Below are 19,847 nucleotides of genomic sequence, written 5' to 3'. Positions count from 1 at the left end.
AAAATAATTTATCCTTGAAAAAAAGAATCAATTCGTCCCAAAAGGCGAAAATGGAGCGAAAAAATTTATTGATAAGTTATAGTATATTTATTCTATGACTGGCCTTAAAAACACTTCTTTAAGAACTTGAAAAACTGGTCACTCTTAACAAGAAAAGAGTTGTGACTTTGACAGGAATATCCAAATGAAAGAAGGATAAATCCATAAAAACAATGGTAAGTAGGCTGTTTGAGATTATTTTAAACCAAAGAAAAGCAATACCTAATAATCCGACAGGAATAATAAAGTTAATCGCTGATGAATAGATCCCCGGAAAATTTCACCAAAATTCAATTCGTTGCGAAGTCCAAACTTTACAAACCTGCTTTAAGGAAAGAGTTTGTAAATCGAAAAGCTCTTATCGACCAGTTGGAGGCCAATATTTCTGCACCATTTACCTTGGTCTCAGCTTCAACAGGTTGTGGTAAAAGCATAACAGTAAGCCAATGGATTGAAGAAAAGGGGCATAATTACGGATGGCTCTCCCTTGATGAGGAACACAATGACGTGCAGGTTTTCCTAACGTATATAGTTGCCTTATTCAAAGAACAATGGCCGCAAAGAACCTTCCATTTGGAATCTTTGCTTGGAGGAAGTGATCTTCCATCAAATTTAATTTCTGCCCTTCTGATCAATGATTTGGATGAAACTCACGAGCCTTATGTTCTGGTTCTGGATGACTATCATGTCATCAGAGAACAGAAAATTCATGAAATCATTCAGGAAATTTTGCAGTTTCCTCCTGAGAAATTTCATTTGGTGATTCTGACCCGACGGGACCCTCCATTTAAAATGGCTAGGCTAAGGGCACAGAATAAGCTTTTGGAGATCAGAATGGTGGATCTCGCATTTACTGCGGAGGAGGCAATAAAACTTCGATCTAAAATTGCTTCCACCATTACGGATGAACAAATAAAGTCCTTAATCCAGAATACAGAAGGATGGATTACGGGAATCACTGTAGGACTTATGGGATTAAAAGAGGGGATTTCATTTGAGAAAATTCTGGCATCTCTGACAAATAGCAATTCCATAATTTCGGACCTGTTTGATGAAGTTGTCTACAAGGGATTGCCAATAAATATCCAAAAATACCTGATTTTGACTTCCTTGTTGGATCAATTCTCATTGGAATTGATCAGAACTATGGAAGCAGCCATAGATGACAGTGACCTCACACAGCCCGGGTGTAGGGAATTTATAAGATTGTCAAGGGAGCGTAATTTCTTTCTTATCCCACTTGATTCTACGGGCCAATGGTACCGGTATCACCACTTATTCAGGAGCCAGCTGAATTATCGAACCGAACGCTATTTTACCAAGGAAGTTGTTGAGCGTCTCTATAAAGCAGCAAGTGGTTGGTTTGAGGAAAACCAAATGTTTGAAGAATCACTGATATATGCAATTAGATCAAAGGATCTTCAATTTGCTGTGACAGTTTTTAACAGACATCGAATTGAATTGTTTAATCACGATAGGATCCAAAAACTGAATCAGTTTATTTCCCTTTTCCCCCCTCAGGCGATGAATGATTGCCTTGAAATAGTACTTAGTTCGGCAATGTTACAAAACTACAATGCCAACTTTGTGGATTTGGCAAAACACATCGATCGCGCCGAAGAGCTATCCAAAGCGTTGGATTTCTACAAACCCTACGATAGGAAGTTGTTTGGTGAGTTACACTGTTTAAAGGATATTATGTCCTTCAAATTAGGAGATATTGAGCGAACACTATTTTATGCGGAGAAAGCGATGGAGTTCATCCCTGGGGATGAACACTATTTTCATCGGGAATCCTCTGTGGCCTATTATTCCATGGCCTTGTACGTCAAGGGTTTAAAAGATCAGGCTTTGGAGAATCTGGATAGTGAGTTCGGAAAATTTGCGTCTTCGGACCCCTATTATAAGATGCGCTTGTTGCAGGGAAGATGTTTAATTCATTTTCTGGAAGGAAATACGGACCTGTTGGCAACTGATGGCGAAGCCCTTAAAACGTTTGCTGCCTCAGACATATTCCCCGCTGCTTGGATGATGGGCGCGTATAGTTTAGCTACTTCGCTATACATTACTAACCGTCTTGATAAAATCGGGGAATTCCATGAAGATTTAAAAAAACACCGCTATAGAGGTTGGCCCTTATGGATCATGCACTTTTATTTTATAAAGTGTCTTTCAGACATGGCTACAGGTAAATGGGAGGAACTAGACCGTGAAATTACTCACTGCGAAATTCTGGCAAATGAATTTGACCAGGAATCGATTAAGGGATTGGTGAAAGCATTTCAAGTGGAAGTGTTTCTGAGAAAAGGTGATATTGATAGCGCGGTTGCTATTTCACCATTCGCAAACTTCAATGTAGGCTCTTCTTTTTGGGGGCTCTATTATATACCGGAATTAACTCAGGTAAAGCTCCTCATTTTAACAGGTAAAGAGGAAAAGGGAAAAGAACTCCTTGAAAATTTAATTCATTCTGCAAGGGAGTTTCGCAAAAATAATCACCTTATTCAATGCCTTGCACTGAAGGCAATTGTGTATGCAAGGGAATCTCGGTATGAGCAGGCAAAGGAACTCCTTTGTGAAGCACTTGCACTGTCAAAAGATTTAAATCATAAGCGTACCTTCCTAGATATGGGATGGGGGATACTTCCTTTATTGAAGGAAATTGGCGAAACCCACGCAGATAATGCACACGTCCTAAGTCTTTTAAATGCCTTTGAAGAAGAAAAACGTTACTCCCTTAAAAAAGGTCCTGAAAAAATCATAACGCCCAAAAAATCTATATCAGGTTTATCAAAACGTGAATTGGAAATTCTTTTGCTTGTTTCCCGTGGTGCCAATAATGGGGATATTGCAGAGGAATTATTCATTTCCCTGGACACCGTTAAAAAACACCTCTACAGGGCTTACCAGAAACTTTATGTCAATAATCGAATGGCAGCGGTCCGCAGGGCTCAGGAACTCGATTTATTGCCCGAGGAGTAGAACCTGACAAAAATCATACTCCATATCTCTTCTCTTTATTGAATGTCCACTTTAGTGGCTATTGCTGATGGATTTCGATCAATACTTTTGGGTGTACAGATCATCAGCACCTTGTCTCATCCAAAAACCTATACTATTCAGTTTTCAGGCCCTGGCACCTATCGAATCAGGGTCCTGGGGAACATAGGTAAGAATATACTGGATCTCTTTGAGGGGATAGTGGAAAGTGTTGAAGATATCGGTGAAGGAAAGGTTTCCACTTCAATAATCGTAAATGTCCTTGATCAGGCCCAATTATGTGGAATAATCAATATACTCTACGACCATCGCCTGGCACTTATCTCCCTTATATGGGCTCCATCTTACATCAAAGAGAATATTAGCACTTGAAAACACTTGGATTATGAAAAAATCACTTTTAACCCTCTTGATTTCTGCACTTATTTTCAGCAGCTGTAATGAGACTGCAACAGAAAAGGGGGCAGATCCGAATCAGGAATTTGACGTTGTCATCCTTGACGGACGCGTAATGGACCCAGAAACCAATTTTGACGGTATCAGAAATGTCGGAGTTAAAAACGGTAAAATTGCGATCATCACTGAAGCTGAAATCTCTGGAAAAGAAACCATTGATGCTTCTGGACATGTTGTTGCCCCCGGTTTTATTGACGGGCATCAGCATTGTATAGAGCCGTATATGTATAACCTCATGCTTCGCGATGGTCGAACCACCATTATGGATTTGGAGGTGGGAGCCTACGGACCCAAATTAGATGAGTGGTACAAACGCCATGAAGGGAATACTCCTTTAAATTATGGAGTTGCCGTAGCACATGAGTTAGCACGTGCCGCAGTACTTGATGGCTTCAATGAGTGGGAATTCTTGTATACCATGGATGCATTAAAAACCCGTGTAAAAGATGGTTGGTCGAAAACAAGACCTAATCTGGAGCAAGGAAACGAAATATTAGCCCAAATTGATGAAGGGTTGCGTCAGGGAGGTATAGGCATCGGTTCTACGGTGGGTTATATGCGTGAGGGGGTGTCTACCCGTGAAATTTATGAACTGCAAAAATTGGCAGGTGCCTATGGTCGTCAAATAGGTATGCACTTTAGAGGTACCCCTGGAAATGATGTTGCCGAAGTAAATGGCATACAGGAAATGTTGGCCAATGCGGCTGCCCTGGGCGCACCAGCTATTGCCATCCATTTCAATAATCCCGGATACAATTTGGTACACGAATTATTGGTTAAAATGCGTGAACGAGGCTTCAATGTATGGGGCGAAATTTATCCTTATGCTGCAGGTTCAACCGCTTTAAATGCCGTTTTTCTCGAGCCCGATGTTTGGGTAAAATCGTTAGGCAACAAATACGAAGAAACCGTGCAAGACGTGGCCACAGGAGAGTGGTACACCCAGAAAAGCCGTGAGGAAATGCTCAAAAAAGAACCCACCAGAGCTGTTATTGTATATAAAATGCCAAAGGAAGCCATTGTTGACTGGCTAAAAATGCCGGGGGTGGCCATTGGTAGCGATGGTATGCCATTAATTCCATTTACGGGTCTGACCAGAAATACACCCTATGAAGACTTGCCCAATGTTCATCCTCGTTCTTCTGGCGCATTTGCGAAAACATTGCGTTTTGGCCAAGACAATAACATTCCATTAATGCAATTGGTGTCCATGACCTCTTACAATTATGCCAAGCCATTAGGCGACATGGGTTTAAAAGCCATGCAGGTACGTGGTCGTATGCAGGAAGGTATGGTGGCTGACATCACCATCTTCAGTCCTGAAAATGTAAAAGACAATGCAACTTATGCAAAGGGCACAACGCCATCGACAGGGATTCCTTATGTTTTAGTTAATGGAGTTGTTGTTGTAAAAGATTCCAAAGTCATGCCCGATACTGTTAATCCGGGTCAAGCGATCCGTTTTGAACCTGTGGAAGAGAGTAAACTTGTCCCTCTGGATATTGAGAGTTGGCAAAAAGAGTTTTATGCTGTACCAGATGATTTTGGTGGAGTGGGCTTAAAGTGATCCAACTTTAAAAATCGAGGGAGCCCTGATATGTCAATAAATCAAAAAAGATGGAGAGAAGAAAATTTATTATGCTAGCTGGTTATGCAGGTGTAGCTGCAGCATCAACACCTCTTCTTTCCTTCTCTTTGAAAGAGGAAAACAAATTGAAAAAAAATAAAAAATTAAGAGTTTCCTATGTTGGTTTTTTCCATGAAACCAACACCTACCTCACCGAGGGCATGGGCGAAACCACGCTCGACAGAATGCGCACGTTCCGGGGCGATCAGATCAAGAATATGTTGAAAGGAACTGCCATTGGTGGGGCAGTGGATGTGTGCGAAGAAGAAGGCTGGGACTTGCTGCCGGGTATTATGTACTATATAGACTGGTGCTTTAGCACGGTGAGCGATCAGGCTTGGAAAGATGCAAAAAAGGAAATCATGGACACGCTGAAATCACAGATGCCGGTGGACATCGTTTACCTTGGTGTTCACGGTGCCGGCATGGTGAATAGTACGAATGATCTTGAAGGAGACTTGGCGGAATCGGTCAGAGAACTGGTTGGAAAGGACACGATGATTGTCTGGAGTGGTGACCTGCATGGCAAGATCACAGATAAAATGAAGGACAACATGAATTTCTTCAGTGCCTGCAAAGAATATCCTCATATGGATATGAATGCATGTGCACGTGATGTAATGTATCGTGGTGCTGCTATCCTGGCAGGAGAATCGCATCCTACTCCTGCCTATCGCAAAGTGCCCTTGATGATGGGCATGAGTAATACCGAAGAGGAGGAAACCTTTGCAAATCGATTGAAAGAAAAGTGCATTGAAATAGAAAAGCGGCCCGGTGTTCTGAACTGCTCTGTTATGCATGGATTCCCATACCAGGACAGCAATTTTTGTGGTGTGTACCCAATGGTCACTACCGAAAATAACCTCAATCTGGCACAGGAACTGGTGGACGAACTGGCGAAGTGGATATGGGATCACCGGAAAGAGTCCATCCTCCCTTTAGAAACTTTGGACAAAACGATGGGCACTGTGCTGGCCATGCTCGAGAAGGGCGGCTACTATGTTCGTAAACTACCAACGAAAGGCGATATCATCGACCATACTCCTATAGTGATTGGAGACGCTGCGGATAATCCGGGTGGCGGAGCCGGAGGTGGGGGCACCCACCTGCTAAAGGCTCTTATGGAGACCAAAGGCTTGGGGAAAGTCGCTTTCATGTCCATACACGATCCTGAAACCGCAAAGGCTGCAGTGGCTGCCGGTGTCGGAGCTACGATCGATGTGAGCCTCGGTGGCAAATTTGAGAAATTAGCGGGCGAACCGATCAAAACCAAAGCTTATGTCAAGTCTATTTCGGATGGGAATGAGACCGTTCGCGGTGGGACCGCTTTCAACGGCCCATTCCAGCTTGGCCCTACCGTCAGGTTGGTCATCGAAGCGGAGAATACGGTAGATGTAATCGTTATTTCCGGACTATGCCAGACCTATGATGATACGCAGGGACGGCCACATGGCATCATCATTCAGGAATACGATGTCATAGGTGTCAAAAGCGGGATGCACTTTCGAGCCTTCTATGAAAACTTTACCGAAAAGTTGCTGCTCGCAGATGTTCCAGGAACCACTAGCCGTGATATTACGCTTTTCGAGCACACCCAGCTTAAGTATCCTATCTACCCTTTAGATGAAAACGCAACCTTTAGTATTGGGGATTAATATAAATCTAAAAAACGCAATGATTAATACTTAAAAGAAAGATGAAACCTATCATAACCATATTTTCAATTTTGATAGTCTCGGCATTTGTTGCAGTTCAACCTACATTTTCTCAAGAGTATAACACACAACAAATTTCTCAAAAGATTGAGAGACTTTCAGAGAAGTTAGCGGGTCGCATTGGAGTGGCGGCACAGGAAATTGGCTCTAAGGAGATGATCACCATAAACGGTGATGAACAGTTTGTGATGGCAAGTACCTATAAGGTTGCAATTGCTGTCGCTTTGCTGGACCGTGTCGATAAAGGTGAGCTTAAGCTTTCCGATTTAATTGATGTTGAACAAGAAACCATGGTTACAGGTGACGGCGCGATCGCTGTGAACTTCGTGCACCCTGGTATCAAGTTATCTGTAGCCAATTTAATTGAACCCATGATAACGTTGAGTGACAATACGGCAACGGATGCTTGTCTAAAACTAGCGGGTGGTCCGGAAGCGGTAACGAAAATGATGCGAAGTATTGGGATAACAGATCTACGAGTAGATCGATATACCAGCGAAATTTTAAGGGATTTCTATGGCTTACCCGACAGGGCCTACGCATCGGTACTTGCAGAGGCTCTTGTCAATGACCCAACGCTCGCAGCAAAGCAACCACTTCGAAATCTTGAGTTCGAACAAGAAGATCCACGTGACCAGAGCTCGCCAAATGCAATGCTGCAATTGCTATTGGCAATAGACAGCGGAAAGGCCTTGAGTGCCGAAAGCACTCAATTTCTTCTTAGCACCATGTCTCGCACCCGTACAGGTGCAGCTAGGCTAAAAGGCCTCCTGCCAAAAGGAACCCCGGTTGCCCATAAAACAGGAACGATTGGAGGTGTTGCTAATGACGTGGGGTATGTAACGTTACCCGACGGCCGACGTTTTGCGATTGTGGTATTCACCAAGAACAGTACAACCTCAGAAGCTGATCGTGATCGGGCCATTGCAGAAGTGACCCGGACTTTATACGACTTTTATTATTTAAAGCCCTAAGATAAATAAGCTTTACCGTGCCTAATAATTGGTTGCCTCGAATGACGCTTTGAGTCACTGGTGAAACAAGTCCTTAGGCATTCAAAAAATAAACTCAATAATTAATATTTAAAAAAAGAGGGACCATGAAACAAAACATGAAACTTTTATTTGCTGTAATAGTGGCTTCATTATTTGCGGTTCAACCGGCTCTTGCTCAGAAAAAGCAACCGTCTGCAATAAAAATGACAAAGAAGGAAGGCCAAGCGACCTTTGATGCGGTTCTCGCCGAAACGGCTGAGCTGATCAAGGAAATGAAAATCCCGGGGCTTGCAGTCGGGGTCATCTATGGGCCAAACACCTATAGCGCCGGCCTAGGTGTCACTAAGGTAGGCACCGACGAGGCCGTTACCCCTGATACGAAATTTCAAATTGGCTCTGTGACAAAAACCTTCCTTTCGACGGTGGCTATGAAGCTGTCAGAAGAAGGCAAACTGGATTTGAACGCGCGTGTGGTGGACATCCTGCCGTGGTGGAGGGTTGCTGATCCTGATGCAACTTCCAAAGCGCGGGTCGTCGACCTGTTCCATCATCGCGCTGGCTGGTATGGCGACCACGGTTTTCTTCGTGTTCCTCCGGGTGGATCGATCAGCGAGAAGGTCATGCTCCAGGCGGCTTACGTTGAGCAGATCTATCCGTTCGATCAAACCTGGATGTACAACAACACTAGTATCACCTTTGCTACCCATGTGGTGTCGCATGTCGGCGGAAAGCCGATCGAGACCCTGATCGAAGAGCACCTGCTCGACCCGCTCGGCATGGATTCGTCATCCTTTAATTACGACACCACTCCTCCGGCTAATAACTACGCATGGGGTCATCCGCCGATCTACGGGGAAGGCAACATCAGTGATCTAAAACCATACTACATTCCGTTGATTAGAGAGTCCGCAGCCTCCGGTGCACTCCGGTCTACAGTTACTGACATGCTGAAATACGCCCGCTTTCAGCTGGATGGCAAGGACGCCTCAGGGAACCAGCTGCTGTCCCAAGAAGCACTGGACTATGCCCACGCTCCGGCAGTCGAGGCTGAGACTGGCGACTTTACAGGGCTGACATGGTTCGTCCACGACTACGACGGAGTCACCAGCCCCAGCCACGGGGGAAATTGGCCCGGCACACGTTCTTTTCTGCAGCTGATCCCGGATCACGACTTTGCCGTGGTGGTCTTGGTCCACAGCGATCGTGGAGCCGAGGCCTACAAAAAAATTGCCAATGCAATGGTCAAAGCCTTCACGAAAATCGAGGCCAAGTCTCCGGTTGCAGCGGGCGTTGATCCGTCTGTGCTCGACCCCTTCGTCGGCGTCTTCAAGGGTAATTCCCAAAACATCGAGATCCGGAAAGAGGGCGACAAATATGTGTTTGTCCAGTTCTCTGCATTGACCTCGGGAGCGGATCCCGCGCCTGCCAATGTGGCCAACACGGCCGAGGGCTATTTTATCATCACCGAAGGCCCGAACGAGGGATCCCTTGGCGAATTACTTAAAGATCCTTCTGGAGAACTCAACTACGTGCGATTCAACCACCGGATCTTCATACGGGGCGAAGGGGCGGTCGACGAATTCTCGCTCTCCGGATCGGTATTCGACAAATAACCTGTTTGGCAGAGGACATCCCTATTCACGCCGTATGAAATTCTCAAGAAGGTAACCTGGAATAATGATGAAAAAATTTACTTGAATGGGCTGCGCAATTCTTACCAGGCAGTTCGGTGTTGGCGCCATCATCATGAAGGACTGAGTAATCTATAAAAACAAGTTTAAGGACAGGTACTCAGATAGCACCCATTATATGAGGTTGCTGTCTGGGTGCCATCATGCCAGCCATTATAATGCATGTATGAAGTACCATTTCCTTGACTTTTGTCTTTGGGAATATTCCTTATTAGAACTTATCATAAAAGGAAGAATGTAGTCAATAATCAAATAGAGGAATTGTAATACAAGTTTTAGTTTATCCCCAAAAAACATAAAACATGAAAAAATCAACCATTCTGTTTGCAGTGCTAGGCACATGCTCAGTTTTACCTGTTTTTGGCCAGAACTGGCACCCGGGAGATACGCTTAATACAGTTAAAACCGATTCGATTCGAATTAGCGATTTTAGGGATAATATAATTGACTATACCGGGCAGGATTTGGTAGATGCTACTTTCCCAAACTCATGGCCATTGTTTGGCGCCAAAGCCCGAATGGCTATTGGGGGTTATATAAAATTGGATTATATCCAGGATTTTGATGGTGGATATAATCGATTTCAATATGAAATCCAAAACGTTCCAGTGGACGGAGATGGGCGCCCCGCACAAAGTGGTTATATGAACCTGCATGCGCGAGAATCGAGGATCAACTTTGATATTCGAAGCATAAACGAGGTTGGACGCCCTTTTCAAATATTCATTGAATTAGACTTTTATAACCTTGATCGAGGGCCGTTTAACCAAACCCCAAGACTCCGCCATGCATACGGTGTTATGGGTCGATTACTTATTGGTAGAACGTGGGGTACGCAATCGGATTTGTTTGCCGTACCATCTACTATTGATTTTGCAGCTGGTGATGCATTAACAGGAACGCGAAGAGCTCAGGTACGATGGGAAGACAAACTTGGAAGCAGGTTTATGTATGCGTTGGCTCTCGAAATGCTCGAATTTCCAGGTATTGATGGAAGAGATACTGTTGGCCAAGCCAGTCAACAACTCCCTCTTTTAACTGGCAGAATTACAAAAAAAACAGCTTCAGGTGGACGCTTGTTTTTAGGAGCATCGGTCTTTCAACTCCGTTGGGATGGCTTGGGTATTATGCCAAATGCTACAGCAATGGGTTGGGGCTTTAGTTTTAGCGGTCGAGAATATTTTGGCTCAAAAAAGCATTATTTTCGTTGGATGGCCAGTTATGGACAGGGTTGGGGCAGCCAAATTGTAGCTACACTTGGCACAGAATCTTCCGCCATTGTAACACCGGAAGGCAATTTGGAACAGATGCCAGCATTGAATATAGGTGGTGGATTTGGACTCCGCATATCAAATACACTTATAGCTAATCTTAACTCAAACTTTTATTCTATTGATCCTTCAGAGTATAAAGAAGGATATGATATGAAAGCAGGTGTGTCGGGACATGCTAACTTGATTTGGTCACCAATTAAAAGTCTGAATACTGGAATAGAATATATGTTGGCACAGCGAACTAACGTGAATAATTCAAAAGGTAAAGGCAGACGAGCACTGTTGATGATTAAGTATTTGTTTTAAAATCCAAGAAAATTATTTTCCTAATTAACAGTTAAAAATGAATAGTGTGCTAGAACCTCCTTGGCAGTTATGGCATAAAAACTATTTCTTACTCTTTGCCTTCTCTCGACATTATTCTAATGTAACTTGAAGGCTCAAAAAAAAAATTCCTGTGGAATAAATCCTACACGGTTTGATTTCTAGTTTCTGAAAGGAGGACTATTAACTATTCAAAAAAAGAAATTGATATTTAAGTTCACCCTTTGATCTGGAAGACATTGAAGAGCTTTTTGATAGTCAATTAAAGTAACATTCAATCCTGTTTAGCTAATACTTTTCCCAGTCTAACCAGTTTAATTTTAAAGCTGATTATTCACGTCTCATTAACCTATCTCAATCCTTATAGCATTTCTCAAGAAATCCTCGAACTTTATCCATTCAATTAAACTAAGTCACAACTATGCTTATTATTCCAGATGCGGAAATCATTCAATTGCTGGATTATCACAAACTGATTGAAGCATTAAGAGAAATTTTTCAGTCTAATTATACCATGCCTGTTCGGCATCATCATTTTTACCAAACGGCAGAAGGGGATGAAAATACTTTGATCTTGATGCCTGTCTGGAACCAAGATTACCTTGGGATGAAACAAGTCACCGTTGCTCCAGCGAATGCTTCCAAAAACATGCCTTCCATCTTTGCCCAGTACATCTTGAGCGATGCCAAAACTGGCCAGCCCCTAGCGATGATGAATGCCACAGAGTTGACGGCACGAAGAACCGCTTGCGCATCCGCTTTGGCTGCCTCTTTCTTGTGTAGAGAAGATGCGGAACATTTACTGGTAGTAGGCGGAGGTAAAGTAGCCCAGCATCTGGTGCAAGCTCATTCAGCGGTACGTGATTTTAAGAAAGTTAGCGTTTGGATGAGAAACCCCACTAAACTGGAAGATTTTGTTTCGGATTTAAAAAAGCAAGGAATCCTTGCTGAAGGCGTGACCAACTTGGAAGAAGCTGCTCGCCAAGCAGACCTAATTTCATGCGCCACACCTGCAAAAACACCCATCATTAAAGGTGAGTGGGTAAAACCTGGTGCACATCTGGACCTAATCGGCTCATACAAACCCGACACAAGAGAAACAGATGATGTGGCCATCCAGAAAAGCTCCATTTTCGTGGATTCAAGGGCTGGTGCCTTACATGAATCGGGTGAGCTTGCTATCCCTATTGCCAGTGGTATTATCTCCAAAAATGATGTAAAAGCAGACATCGTGGAACTTGTAAAAGGTATTCATCCCGGAAGAACTTCCGAAGATGAAATCACGCTTTTTAAATCCGCTGGATTAGCTGTGGAAGATTTAGCTGCTGCCTTATTGGTGTATAAATGTTATACCCCAGCTAACAGTTAATCGAATAATTCTGGCAAGGATAAAATTAATTACCAGCCCCAATTCAACGCAAAGCCCGGTCTATTCAGATCGGGCTTTAGAATATTAAAACCCATTATACCAGGCCCAACCGATATCTCCTGGGTCAATGTATTCTTCCGAAACCACGATCTTCTCCAAATATTTCATACTCTTGAATCCAATCTGTCTTTCCAATCTCAAACGAACTGGGGCTCCATGGGGAATAGACAGATTTTTCCCATTCATCCCATAGGCCAAAATCGTCTGCGGATGAAATGCATCTATTAAGTCAATGCTGTCCAACCATCCATCATAGGAATAAAAATTCACCCATCTTGCTTTGGGCATAATCCCGGCATGTTCCAATACCAAACGAAGTGGTACCCCAGTCCATTCTGCAATGGCGGTCCATCCTTCTTCACAGGTATGCCGAGTAATCTGAGTACGAGGAGAAAATCGCTTGAGTTGATTTAGAGAATAACTCCCGGGACGTGCAACTAATCCTTCCACTGGCAACTCCCAGTTTTCAAAACCAGTTCGTAAATGTTTGTCATAGTTCTCACTAAAATATTCCTTTGAAGTGTCGGCAGGGTTGATAGTACCTGTAGCAGGCATGGAGGATATATCGCTGAAGCTATATTCTTTGGCTAAGGATTGCTTGGAAAGCAAAGCTCTATGGGCGGCATAGGTAAAATTATCTCCCATTCGAAGGATATTCCCATAGTTGGGAGGCATGGGTTGTTTGCATCCAGGAATCAATAATGCGCCCAATGCTGCCACCCCTGTAGTAAGGGCTGCTCGTCTTGTAATGATTTCTTTCCTCTTCTTCATAGCTATTTACCTAAAGTCATATATTTCAATTGGGCTTTAAATCCTGATAAAATAATCATCAGCACATGGACGATCAGAAAAACCTCTAAAGACAAAGAGGAAAAGAAATGGATCGTACGAGCAGATTGATATCCTCCAAAAAGGTCCAGCAGGAATGGATATGCAGCTGTAATCGCTGGAGACATGGTAAAGCCAGTAATGATTGCCATGGGTAAACCAATGAATATGATTCCCATGTAAGAAAGCTTTTGTAAGAGTCCGTATTGTGGACCACCGGTAGGAGGTGAAACTTTCAATCGGAAATGATCTTTCAAATCCCTGAAAAACTGTGTTGGAGTCAACTCCTTCAGTTTAGGCCAAATATGCTTTTGAAAGTGTCCGCTAAACAACCCAACAATCAGGTAAAAAAGCCCTGTTAAAACCAGGAACCAAGCCGCTAGGAAATGAAGACTTCTCCCCCATCCATTTTGGTTAAACAATTCTTCTTCTCCTCTTCTTCCTGCACTAACTGGAGAATCTTGGGCATCAAAAAAAGAAACCTCTTCCTCCCAATCCGACCATTGGTGGTTTCTGCTGATAGGAAGTTCCAAAAAAGCTGGAGTCAAATCATTCCCCACTTCTCCCCAATACAATCGAGGATGAACCATCAGGATTTCAATTCCGGTAAACACCAAAATCAAAAAGCTCATGGTTATGATCCAATGGGAAGTTTTAACCCATGATTTATGCTTTACTGGTTCAGACATATTCGAATTGTCAACATCAATCTTTAAAAAAATAGGTAAGAAAACAGCTAACTCCCTGTATTTAAATGTACTATTTTATTTGAATATCTTAACTTCAATAAGTTTCGGAAAAACATCAGGAAATTGGCAAAGGAAGAATATGGGTGAAATAATATTTAAAATAAACAAGGTGAAGGCACCTATTGTGCCTTCTTTTTATATCCCTATAAATTGAAAATGAAAGGAGCTTTTTGAATAAACTGACCAGAATGGATTTGGTCTGCTAGAAAAGCCGCCAAGGAAGTGGCACTTATACTATTGCCTTTGCAATCTTTTAAATCTGTTCCAACTGGATTTTTCAGATCAGTAAGCTCAATCATAGGGAGTCTCACCAAGGTCCAGTCTAAGCCTGAATTTAAAATAAGTTCATATTCATTTTGCTTGCTTTGCGTGGAAATTGGGAACGTTTGCTCCATCCAGGCAGTGGCTAGTAAATTCTTTTCACTTTTTTGATCTGAAGGAGTAGTTACATTCAATCCTGTGGTAAGAATATAACGTTTGATTCCAAAAGAACTCATGGTCTTCAGGATGATTAAACTTGCCTTCTCAAATAAATCCGAAGTACTTGCTGGAATTCCTAAACCCAATGTGCTAACTACTGCATCACAACCTTGGATTAATTTCTCAACCTCATTCTCGGCTAACACATCACCTAAGATCACAGTGAGATTATGGGAATCTTCAGGGATTTTCTCAGGATTTCTTACGAGTAGATTTACATGGAAATTTCGGGAAAGAAGCTCTTTGACTAAATAAGTCCCGGATTTTCCTGTGCCTCCTATAACTGCAATTTTTTGATTTGATTTCATGGTATTCTCTATAAAGTGTGGACATTAAAAAGACAGCCTTACATTTAAGAATGAAAGCTATTTTCGATCTGGGAGATCCTCATGCACTATTTATAGAGAGATTCTAATAGGTGAAAGGTAAGAAATTTATTCCATGTGAAATTTTTCTGAATTGGTATTTAAAGAGTAAATATGCTTTTGCTCTTGATAACCATTTTTAATGAAAGATTCCTGCTTAAATTCCCTATATGAAATCAGCCACAATCATAGGTTCAGGAATAATTGGTTTGACTTCAGCAATTGCCTTGCAAGAAGCAGGATTTCGAGTGAAAATCATTGCGAAGGAACCCTTTCAGAAAAGTCTTTCCAATAAGGTCGGTGCGATCTGGTTTCCTTTTGAAATTGCTCCCAAAGAAAAAACAAATACTTGGGCTACTAATTCCTATATCCGCTATTTACAAGACCTGCCTTTTCCATCAGGTGTTTCCATGATTCCTTTTATCAATGCCTATATCGAAGGCTCTAATACAGATTGGAGGCAACAATTACCTCCTGGAACTGTTCGGGAAGCAAAAAAAAAGGAATTACCAAATGGAATAGCTCAAGCTTTGTATGCGGAAGTACCTTTGGTAGAACCCGGAATCTATTTACCCTTTCTTTTCAATCAATTTCTTACGAATGGAGGGCAGTTTGAATTAAAGAAGATTTCTTCCTTGAAGGAACTAGCGGAATTAGGTCAACTCGTTGTGAATTGCACCGGTTTAGGCGCTAAAGAGCTATGTCACGATAAGGAGCTCTACCCTATTCGTGGACAGATTTTAAGATGCGAAAAACTAGACTCAATTTCTTTTGCGGATCCAACCAAAAAAGGGGCTTTGCGCTATGTCATCAATCGGAGTTCGGATACCATCATAGGAGGGACAGACTATGAGCATGATTGGAACCCAGAAGTAGACCCAAAGGATACCACTTTAATTCTTAACAGGTTAAAAGATTCTGGAATATCAGAAGCCCCTAAAATCCTCGATGAATTGGTGGGTTTAAGACCCAAAAGAACAGCCGTTCGGTTCGAGTTCGACGAAGATCACCTTCACGTTTTCCATAATTACGGACATGGAGGAGCAGGATATACGGTTGCTTGGGGATGTGCTTTGGAATTGGCAGAGGTATTAAAAGGGGGAATAAAAATGGTCGGAAAAGGCACAGACCAAAGCAGAAGAGAAAATAGCTTTTAAGTCCTTTTGCCTGAATTCGTTTAACTTGGTAAGGAATACTGCATTCCAAAAAATAAGATGAAGCACTTTTTCACTTTTGTATTTCTCGCCTTCCTATTCATATTCCAAGCTTCAGCTCAGGAACGCTTTGTAGAATTGAATGGATATAAAATCTGGATCAATACTATAGGCATAGAACAAAGAGAAGAAGGTCAGCCCTTGGTGATTTTTGAAAGTGGTCATGGAACACCCATGGGAAATTGGGACAAAGTGATAGAATCAGTAGCTGAATTTGCCCCTATCCTAACCTATGACAGACCTGGAATAGGCAAATCTGAAGCAACAGACTATATGCCTACCCTGAAAAACGTCTCTGAGCAATTGGTAAGACTCTTGGATAAATTAGAATTCGCCCCACCCTATATTTTAGTAGGACACTCATTGGGAGGAGTGTATGTCAGAGGATTTGCCAATTACTATCCAGAAAAATTAGCCGGCTTAGTGATCATTGACCCAGGGGATTTCACTGAAACCCATCAAAACAGAACCGAGTATTACGATATTCTCGATTGGGAACCTTCAAAGGTTGATAGTTTGATTCAGTCATTTATTGACATCAGAGCTTCAAGAAATAAGGATTCCCCAGCACCAATCAAGAGAGAAGGACAGGTGTTGGAAGAATTAAGGGAACAAGATTTCCAGGAAATAAGCGGCACACCACTCCCAAATATTCCTGTTCACATGGTTGTAGGGGGTAGGTTCGATATGCCAGTTCAATTTCAATCCAAAGAATACGATGATAAAGCACTGTTCCGATCCAAAATCAAACATCGAATTTCCCGTTGGACCGACGTCATCCAGTCAGTGGATAAAGGTATGTTGCTCTATAGCGGGGATGCAGGACACTTTGTACAATGGGATGATCCTGAATTGGTGATTTCTAGTATTCGGATTGTGATGCAGGATTATTACACACTTCAGGAAGAAATGCAGCAGAAGTAATCTTTTTTAACGGGTTTTCATTAACATCCTGTAAAGACTTCCAATGTTTTACTAATTTAATAGGCTAACCACCAACCCTATGAAATCCATTTTTCTTTTTTGTTGCACTATCCTTATTCTTGGAAGTTGTTCCAATCCACAAACTTTCGATGTCCTAATCAAAAATGGACAGATTGTCGATGGTTCCGGCAGTTCCTCTTATGTAGGAGATGTTGGCATCAATGCCGATACTATTGCTGCCTTAGGAGATCTTCAAGGGGCCAAAGGAACTTTAGAAATCGATGCAACTGGTCTAGTGGTTGCTCCCGGCTTTATCAATATGTTGAGTTGGGCCGTGGAATCCCTGATCGAAGATGGGAGGTCTATCAGTGATATTAAACAAGGGGTCACCCTGGAAGTTTTTGGAGAGGGGAATTCAATGGGGCCTTTGAATGAAACTATGAAGGAAGATGAACTCCAAGCCCAAGGAGATATCAAATACCCCATTGGATGGACCTCTTTAAGTGAATACTTGGAATTTTTAGTAGACAAAGGTATTTCCACAAACGTGGCATCTTTTATTGGAGCTACTACGGTTAGAATCCATGAATTGGGCTATGAGGACCGAGCTCCAAATCAGGAAGAATTAGAGGCCATGAAAAAATTGGTTCGACAAGCTATGGAAGAAGGCGCTATGGGAGTAGGATCTTCGTTGATTTATGCCCCGGCATTTTATGCCAGTACGGAAGAACTCATTGAATTATGCAAAGTGGCTTCAGAATACGATGGCATGTACATTTCTCATATGCGAAGTGAAGGTGGTAGGTTGCTGGAAAGCTTGGATGAATTGATCCGGATTGCTGATGAGGCAGATATCCGAGCAGAAGTATACCACCTCAAAATGAGTGGTCGTGATAATTGGAACAAATTTGATGCAGTAGTAGCCAAGATTGATTCTGCTAGAGCAGCTGGGTTGGAAATCACAACTGACATGTACAACTACGTGGCGGGAGCCACAGGATTGGATGCTTCCATGCCCCCCTGGGTTCAGGAAGGAGGCTATGATAAATGGGCGGAACGTCTTCAAGACCCTGCCATTCGAAAACGCGTATTGAAAGAAATGACTACTCCCACCAATGAATGGGAAAGCCTGATGCAGGCGGTGGAAGGGCCTGATAAAATCATTTTGGTGGGTTTCAAAAACGACAGCCTCAAATACCTAACAGGAAAAACGCTGGCAGAAGTAGCAGCCATGCGAAATCTTTCTCCTGAAGAAACCGCTATGGATTTGGTCGTTCAGGACGGCAGCCGAGTGGGTACAATCTATTTTTTGATGTCTGAAGAAAACGTAAAAAAGCAGATTAAGCTTCCCTATATGAGTTTTGGTTCGGATGCAGGATCCTACTCCATTGAAGGGGTATTTTTGAAGTCCAGCTATCACCCCCGAGCTTTTGGTAATTTTGCACGAGTACTTGGAAAATATGTTCGAGAGGAAAAAGTGATTCCTCTGGAAGAAGCCATTCACAAATTGACCACTTTGCCTGCCAATAATTTAAAAATCAAAAAAAGGGGCGCATTAAAAGAGGGATTCTTTGCTGATCTGGCAATTTTTGACCCAAATGAAATCCGGGATCATGCAACTTTCGAAGAGCCTATGCAGTATGCCACGGGGATGGTACACGTATTCGTCAATGGAACCCAAGTGTTAAAAGAAGGGGAACATACAGGAGCATTTCCTGGGCAAGTTGTGAGAGGACCAGGGTTTAAGGAGTAAATTTCGATTTGATCATGATAGGTATACCAGATAGGTATACGACATCACATTTTACAATTCAAACAACTAAAACACTTTTATTTTAGTGAATTTTCATCCCCATATTCTTAGAGTATTTCTTCTTATTTCAGCGGTTTTATTTTTAACATATTGTAAAAGTATCCCTCAAGGAACTTTTTTCGATGGGTATAGTGGCTCTCCTACCAAATTAGAATTTATATCCTTCCAACCTCAACCTGTAAATCAAGATTCCACTCCTATTTTAAGTTTTAAATCGGTTTACCATTTCAATAAGAAAGGGCAAACTAAATACATCGAGGATTTTAAAAACGAAAGTCAATTAGCATATGGCCCAACCCATTATTTTTATGATAAAAAAGGATTAAAATCATGTGTCGAATATTATGATTTGGATGGAACAGTTCGCTCAACTACCCAGTATGAATACAACCCTAAAGGGCAAGTAATTCAGACAAAGACATTTACCAATAACAAGATTTACATTAAAAAAACTTCTTTTAACAAAAAGCCTGATAAGATTAATATAGATAAAAAAGACCCTTTCATTGTTTTATTACAAAATGCTTGTATCGAATTGGATGATCAAGGAAGGAAGATTTCAATGACGGATTATTCTCCAAATGGAAACATTAAATCAAGAATAGAATTCGAATATGATGAGCAAGGAAATGAAATAGCTTCCTGGTGGTTCAATTCCCAAAACGAACTTTTTTTATTTTTTTTAAAGACCTATAATTCCAAAAGCTTAGAAAGTTTAATTGAAGAGTTTAGAGTTACAAATTCTGATACACTTCTTACAAACCAAACTTCATTCGAATACAAATATGACTCTCTGGGGAATGTTATTGAGAAAAAGTTTTATAGCGGGGAAACGGTCTTTTTAGAAAAAATTCTAATCTCCTATCCAAAATAAAAGTCATAAAAGAACTTTACTTGATTTTTTCCGGTTAACCATTTGATCGT

Annotated in this window: 15 protein-coding genes; 12 read left to right on the top strand and 3 right to left on the bottom strand. The window is 42.0% G+C overall.

Annotated elements, in window-relative coordinates:
- The first annotated feature begins 297 nt into the window (after nucleotides 1-297).
- From BUR11_RS21430 to lhpI, 8 genes are all read left to right on the top strand, one after another.
- Complete coding sequence (locus BUR11_RS21430; RefSeq protein WP_074226319.1) at nucleotides 298-3,021, top strand: LuxR C-terminal-related transcriptional regulator; 2,724 nt, start codon at nucleotides 298-300, stop codon at nucleotides 3,019-3,021.
- Nucleotides 3,022-3,063: 42 nt separating this feature from the next.
- Entirely contained in the window at nucleotides 3,064-3,411 is a 348-nt protein-coding gene (locus BUR11_RS17525; protein WP_074226318.1) for a hypothetical protein, read from the top strand.
- A 13-nt stretch (nucleotides 3,412-3,424) separates the two neighbouring features.
- Nucleotides 3,425-5,062, top strand: coding sequence for an amidohydrolase family protein (locus tag BUR11_RS17520; RefSeq protein ID WP_074226317.1), 1,638 nt, complete (start codon nucleotides 3,425-3,427; stop codon nucleotides 5,060-5,062).
- Between the two features lie 50 nt (nucleotides 5,063-5,112).
- The gene (locus tag BUR11_RS17515) at nucleotides 5,113-6,777 is read left to right on the top strand and encodes a M81 family metallopeptidase (RefSeq protein ID WP_084561058.1); all 1,665 of its coding nucleotides are present in this window, start codon (nucleotides 5,113-5,115) and stop codon (nucleotides 6,775-6,777) included.
- A gap of 41 nt (nucleotides 6,778-6,818) precedes the next feature.
- Complete coding sequence (bla, locus tag BUR11_RS17510) at nucleotides 6,819-7,811, top strand: class A beta-lactamase (protein ID WP_074226315.1); 993 nt, start codon at nucleotides 6,819-6,821, stop codon at nucleotides 7,809-7,811.
- Between the two features lie 125 nt (nucleotides 7,812-7,936).
- A complete protein-coding gene (locus tag BUR11_RS17505) occupies nucleotides 7,937-9,445 on the top strand; it encodes a serine hydrolase domain-containing protein (protein ID WP_074226314.1) in 1,509 nt (502 codons plus the stop codon).
- Nucleotides 9,446-9,825: 380 nt separating this feature from the next.
- Nucleotides 9,826-11,103, top strand: coding sequence for a DcaP family trimeric outer membrane transporter (locus tag BUR11_RS17500; protein ID WP_074226313.1), 1,278 nt, complete (start codon nucleotides 9,826-9,828; stop codon nucleotides 11,101-11,103).
- Between the two features lie 439 nt (nucleotides 11,104-11,542).
- Nucleotides 11,543-12,490, top strand: a complete 948-nt coding sequence (gene lhpI / locus BUR11_RS17495) for a bifunctional Delta(1)-pyrroline-2-carboxylate/Delta(1)-piperideine-2-carboxylate reductase (RefSeq protein ID WP_074226312.1) — start codon at nucleotides 11,543-11,545, stop codon at nucleotides 12,488-12,490.
- An 84-nt stretch (nucleotides 12,491-12,574) separates the two neighbouring features.
- Here the strand turns inward: lhpI and BUR11_RS17490 are convergent, their stop codons facing one another.
- From BUR11_RS17490 to BUR11_RS17480, 3 genes are all read right to left on the bottom strand, one after another.
- Entirely contained in the window at nucleotides 12,575-13,321 is a 747-nt protein-coding gene (locus BUR11_RS17490) for a molybdopterin-dependent oxidoreductase (protein ID WP_074226311.1), read from the bottom strand.
- A 2-nt stretch (nucleotides 13,322-13,323) separates the two neighbouring features.
- A complete protein-coding gene (locus BUR11_RS17485) occupies nucleotides 13,324-14,067 on the bottom strand; it encodes a cytochrome b/b6 domain-containing protein (RefSeq protein ID WP_074226310.1) in 744 nt (247 codons plus the stop codon).
- A gap of 203 nt (nucleotides 14,068-14,270) precedes the next feature.
- Complete coding sequence (locus tag BUR11_RS17480; RefSeq protein ID WP_074226309.1) at nucleotides 14,271-14,915, bottom strand: NAD(P)-dependent oxidoreductase; 645 nt, start codon at nucleotides 14,913-14,915, stop codon at nucleotides 14,271-14,273.
- A gap of 227 nt (nucleotides 14,916-15,142) precedes the next feature.
- Between BUR11_RS17480 and BUR11_RS17475 the strand changes: the two genes are divergently transcribed.
- The 4 genes from BUR11_RS17475 (at nucleotide 15,143) to BUR11_RS17460 (ending at nucleotide 19,797) form a co-directional block, all read left to right on the top strand.
- Nucleotides 15,143-16,129 (top strand): FAD-dependent oxidoreductase, encoded by a 987-nt coding sequence (locus BUR11_RS17475; protein ID WP_074226308.1) that lies wholly within the window; start codon nucleotides 15,143-15,145, stop codon nucleotides 16,127-16,129.
- A gap of 57 nt (nucleotides 16,130-16,186) precedes the next feature.
- On the top strand, nucleotides 16,187-17,110 hold the full coding sequence (locus tag BUR11_RS17470) for an alpha/beta fold hydrolase (RefSeq protein ID WP_074226307.1): 924 nt from the start codon (nucleotides 16,187-16,189) through the stop codon (nucleotides 17,108-17,110).
- A 79-nt stretch (nucleotides 17,111-17,189) separates the two neighbouring features.
- Nucleotides 17,190-18,863, top strand: coding sequence for an N-acyl-D-amino-acid deacylase family protein (locus tag BUR11_RS17465; RefSeq protein WP_074226306.1), 1,674 nt, complete (start codon nucleotides 17,190-17,192; stop codon nucleotides 18,861-18,863).
- 85 nt (nucleotides 18,864-18,948) lie between these two features.
- The gene (locus BUR11_RS17460) at nucleotides 18,949-19,797 is read left to right on the top strand and encodes a hypothetical protein (RefSeq protein ID WP_074226305.1); all 849 of its coding nucleotides are present in this window, start codon (nucleotides 18,949-18,951) and stop codon (nucleotides 19,795-19,797) included.
- Nucleotides 19,798-19,847: the final 50 nt, after the last annotated feature.

Origin of the sequence: Algoriphagus halophilus, assembly GCF_900129785.1 — a bacterium.
In the GTDB taxonomy this organism is placed as follows: Bacteria; Bacteroidota; Bacteroidia; order Cytophagales; family Cyclobacteriaceae; genus Algoriphagus; species Algoriphagus halophilus.
This window is presented reverse-complemented; position numbering and strand designations above follow the sequence as displayed.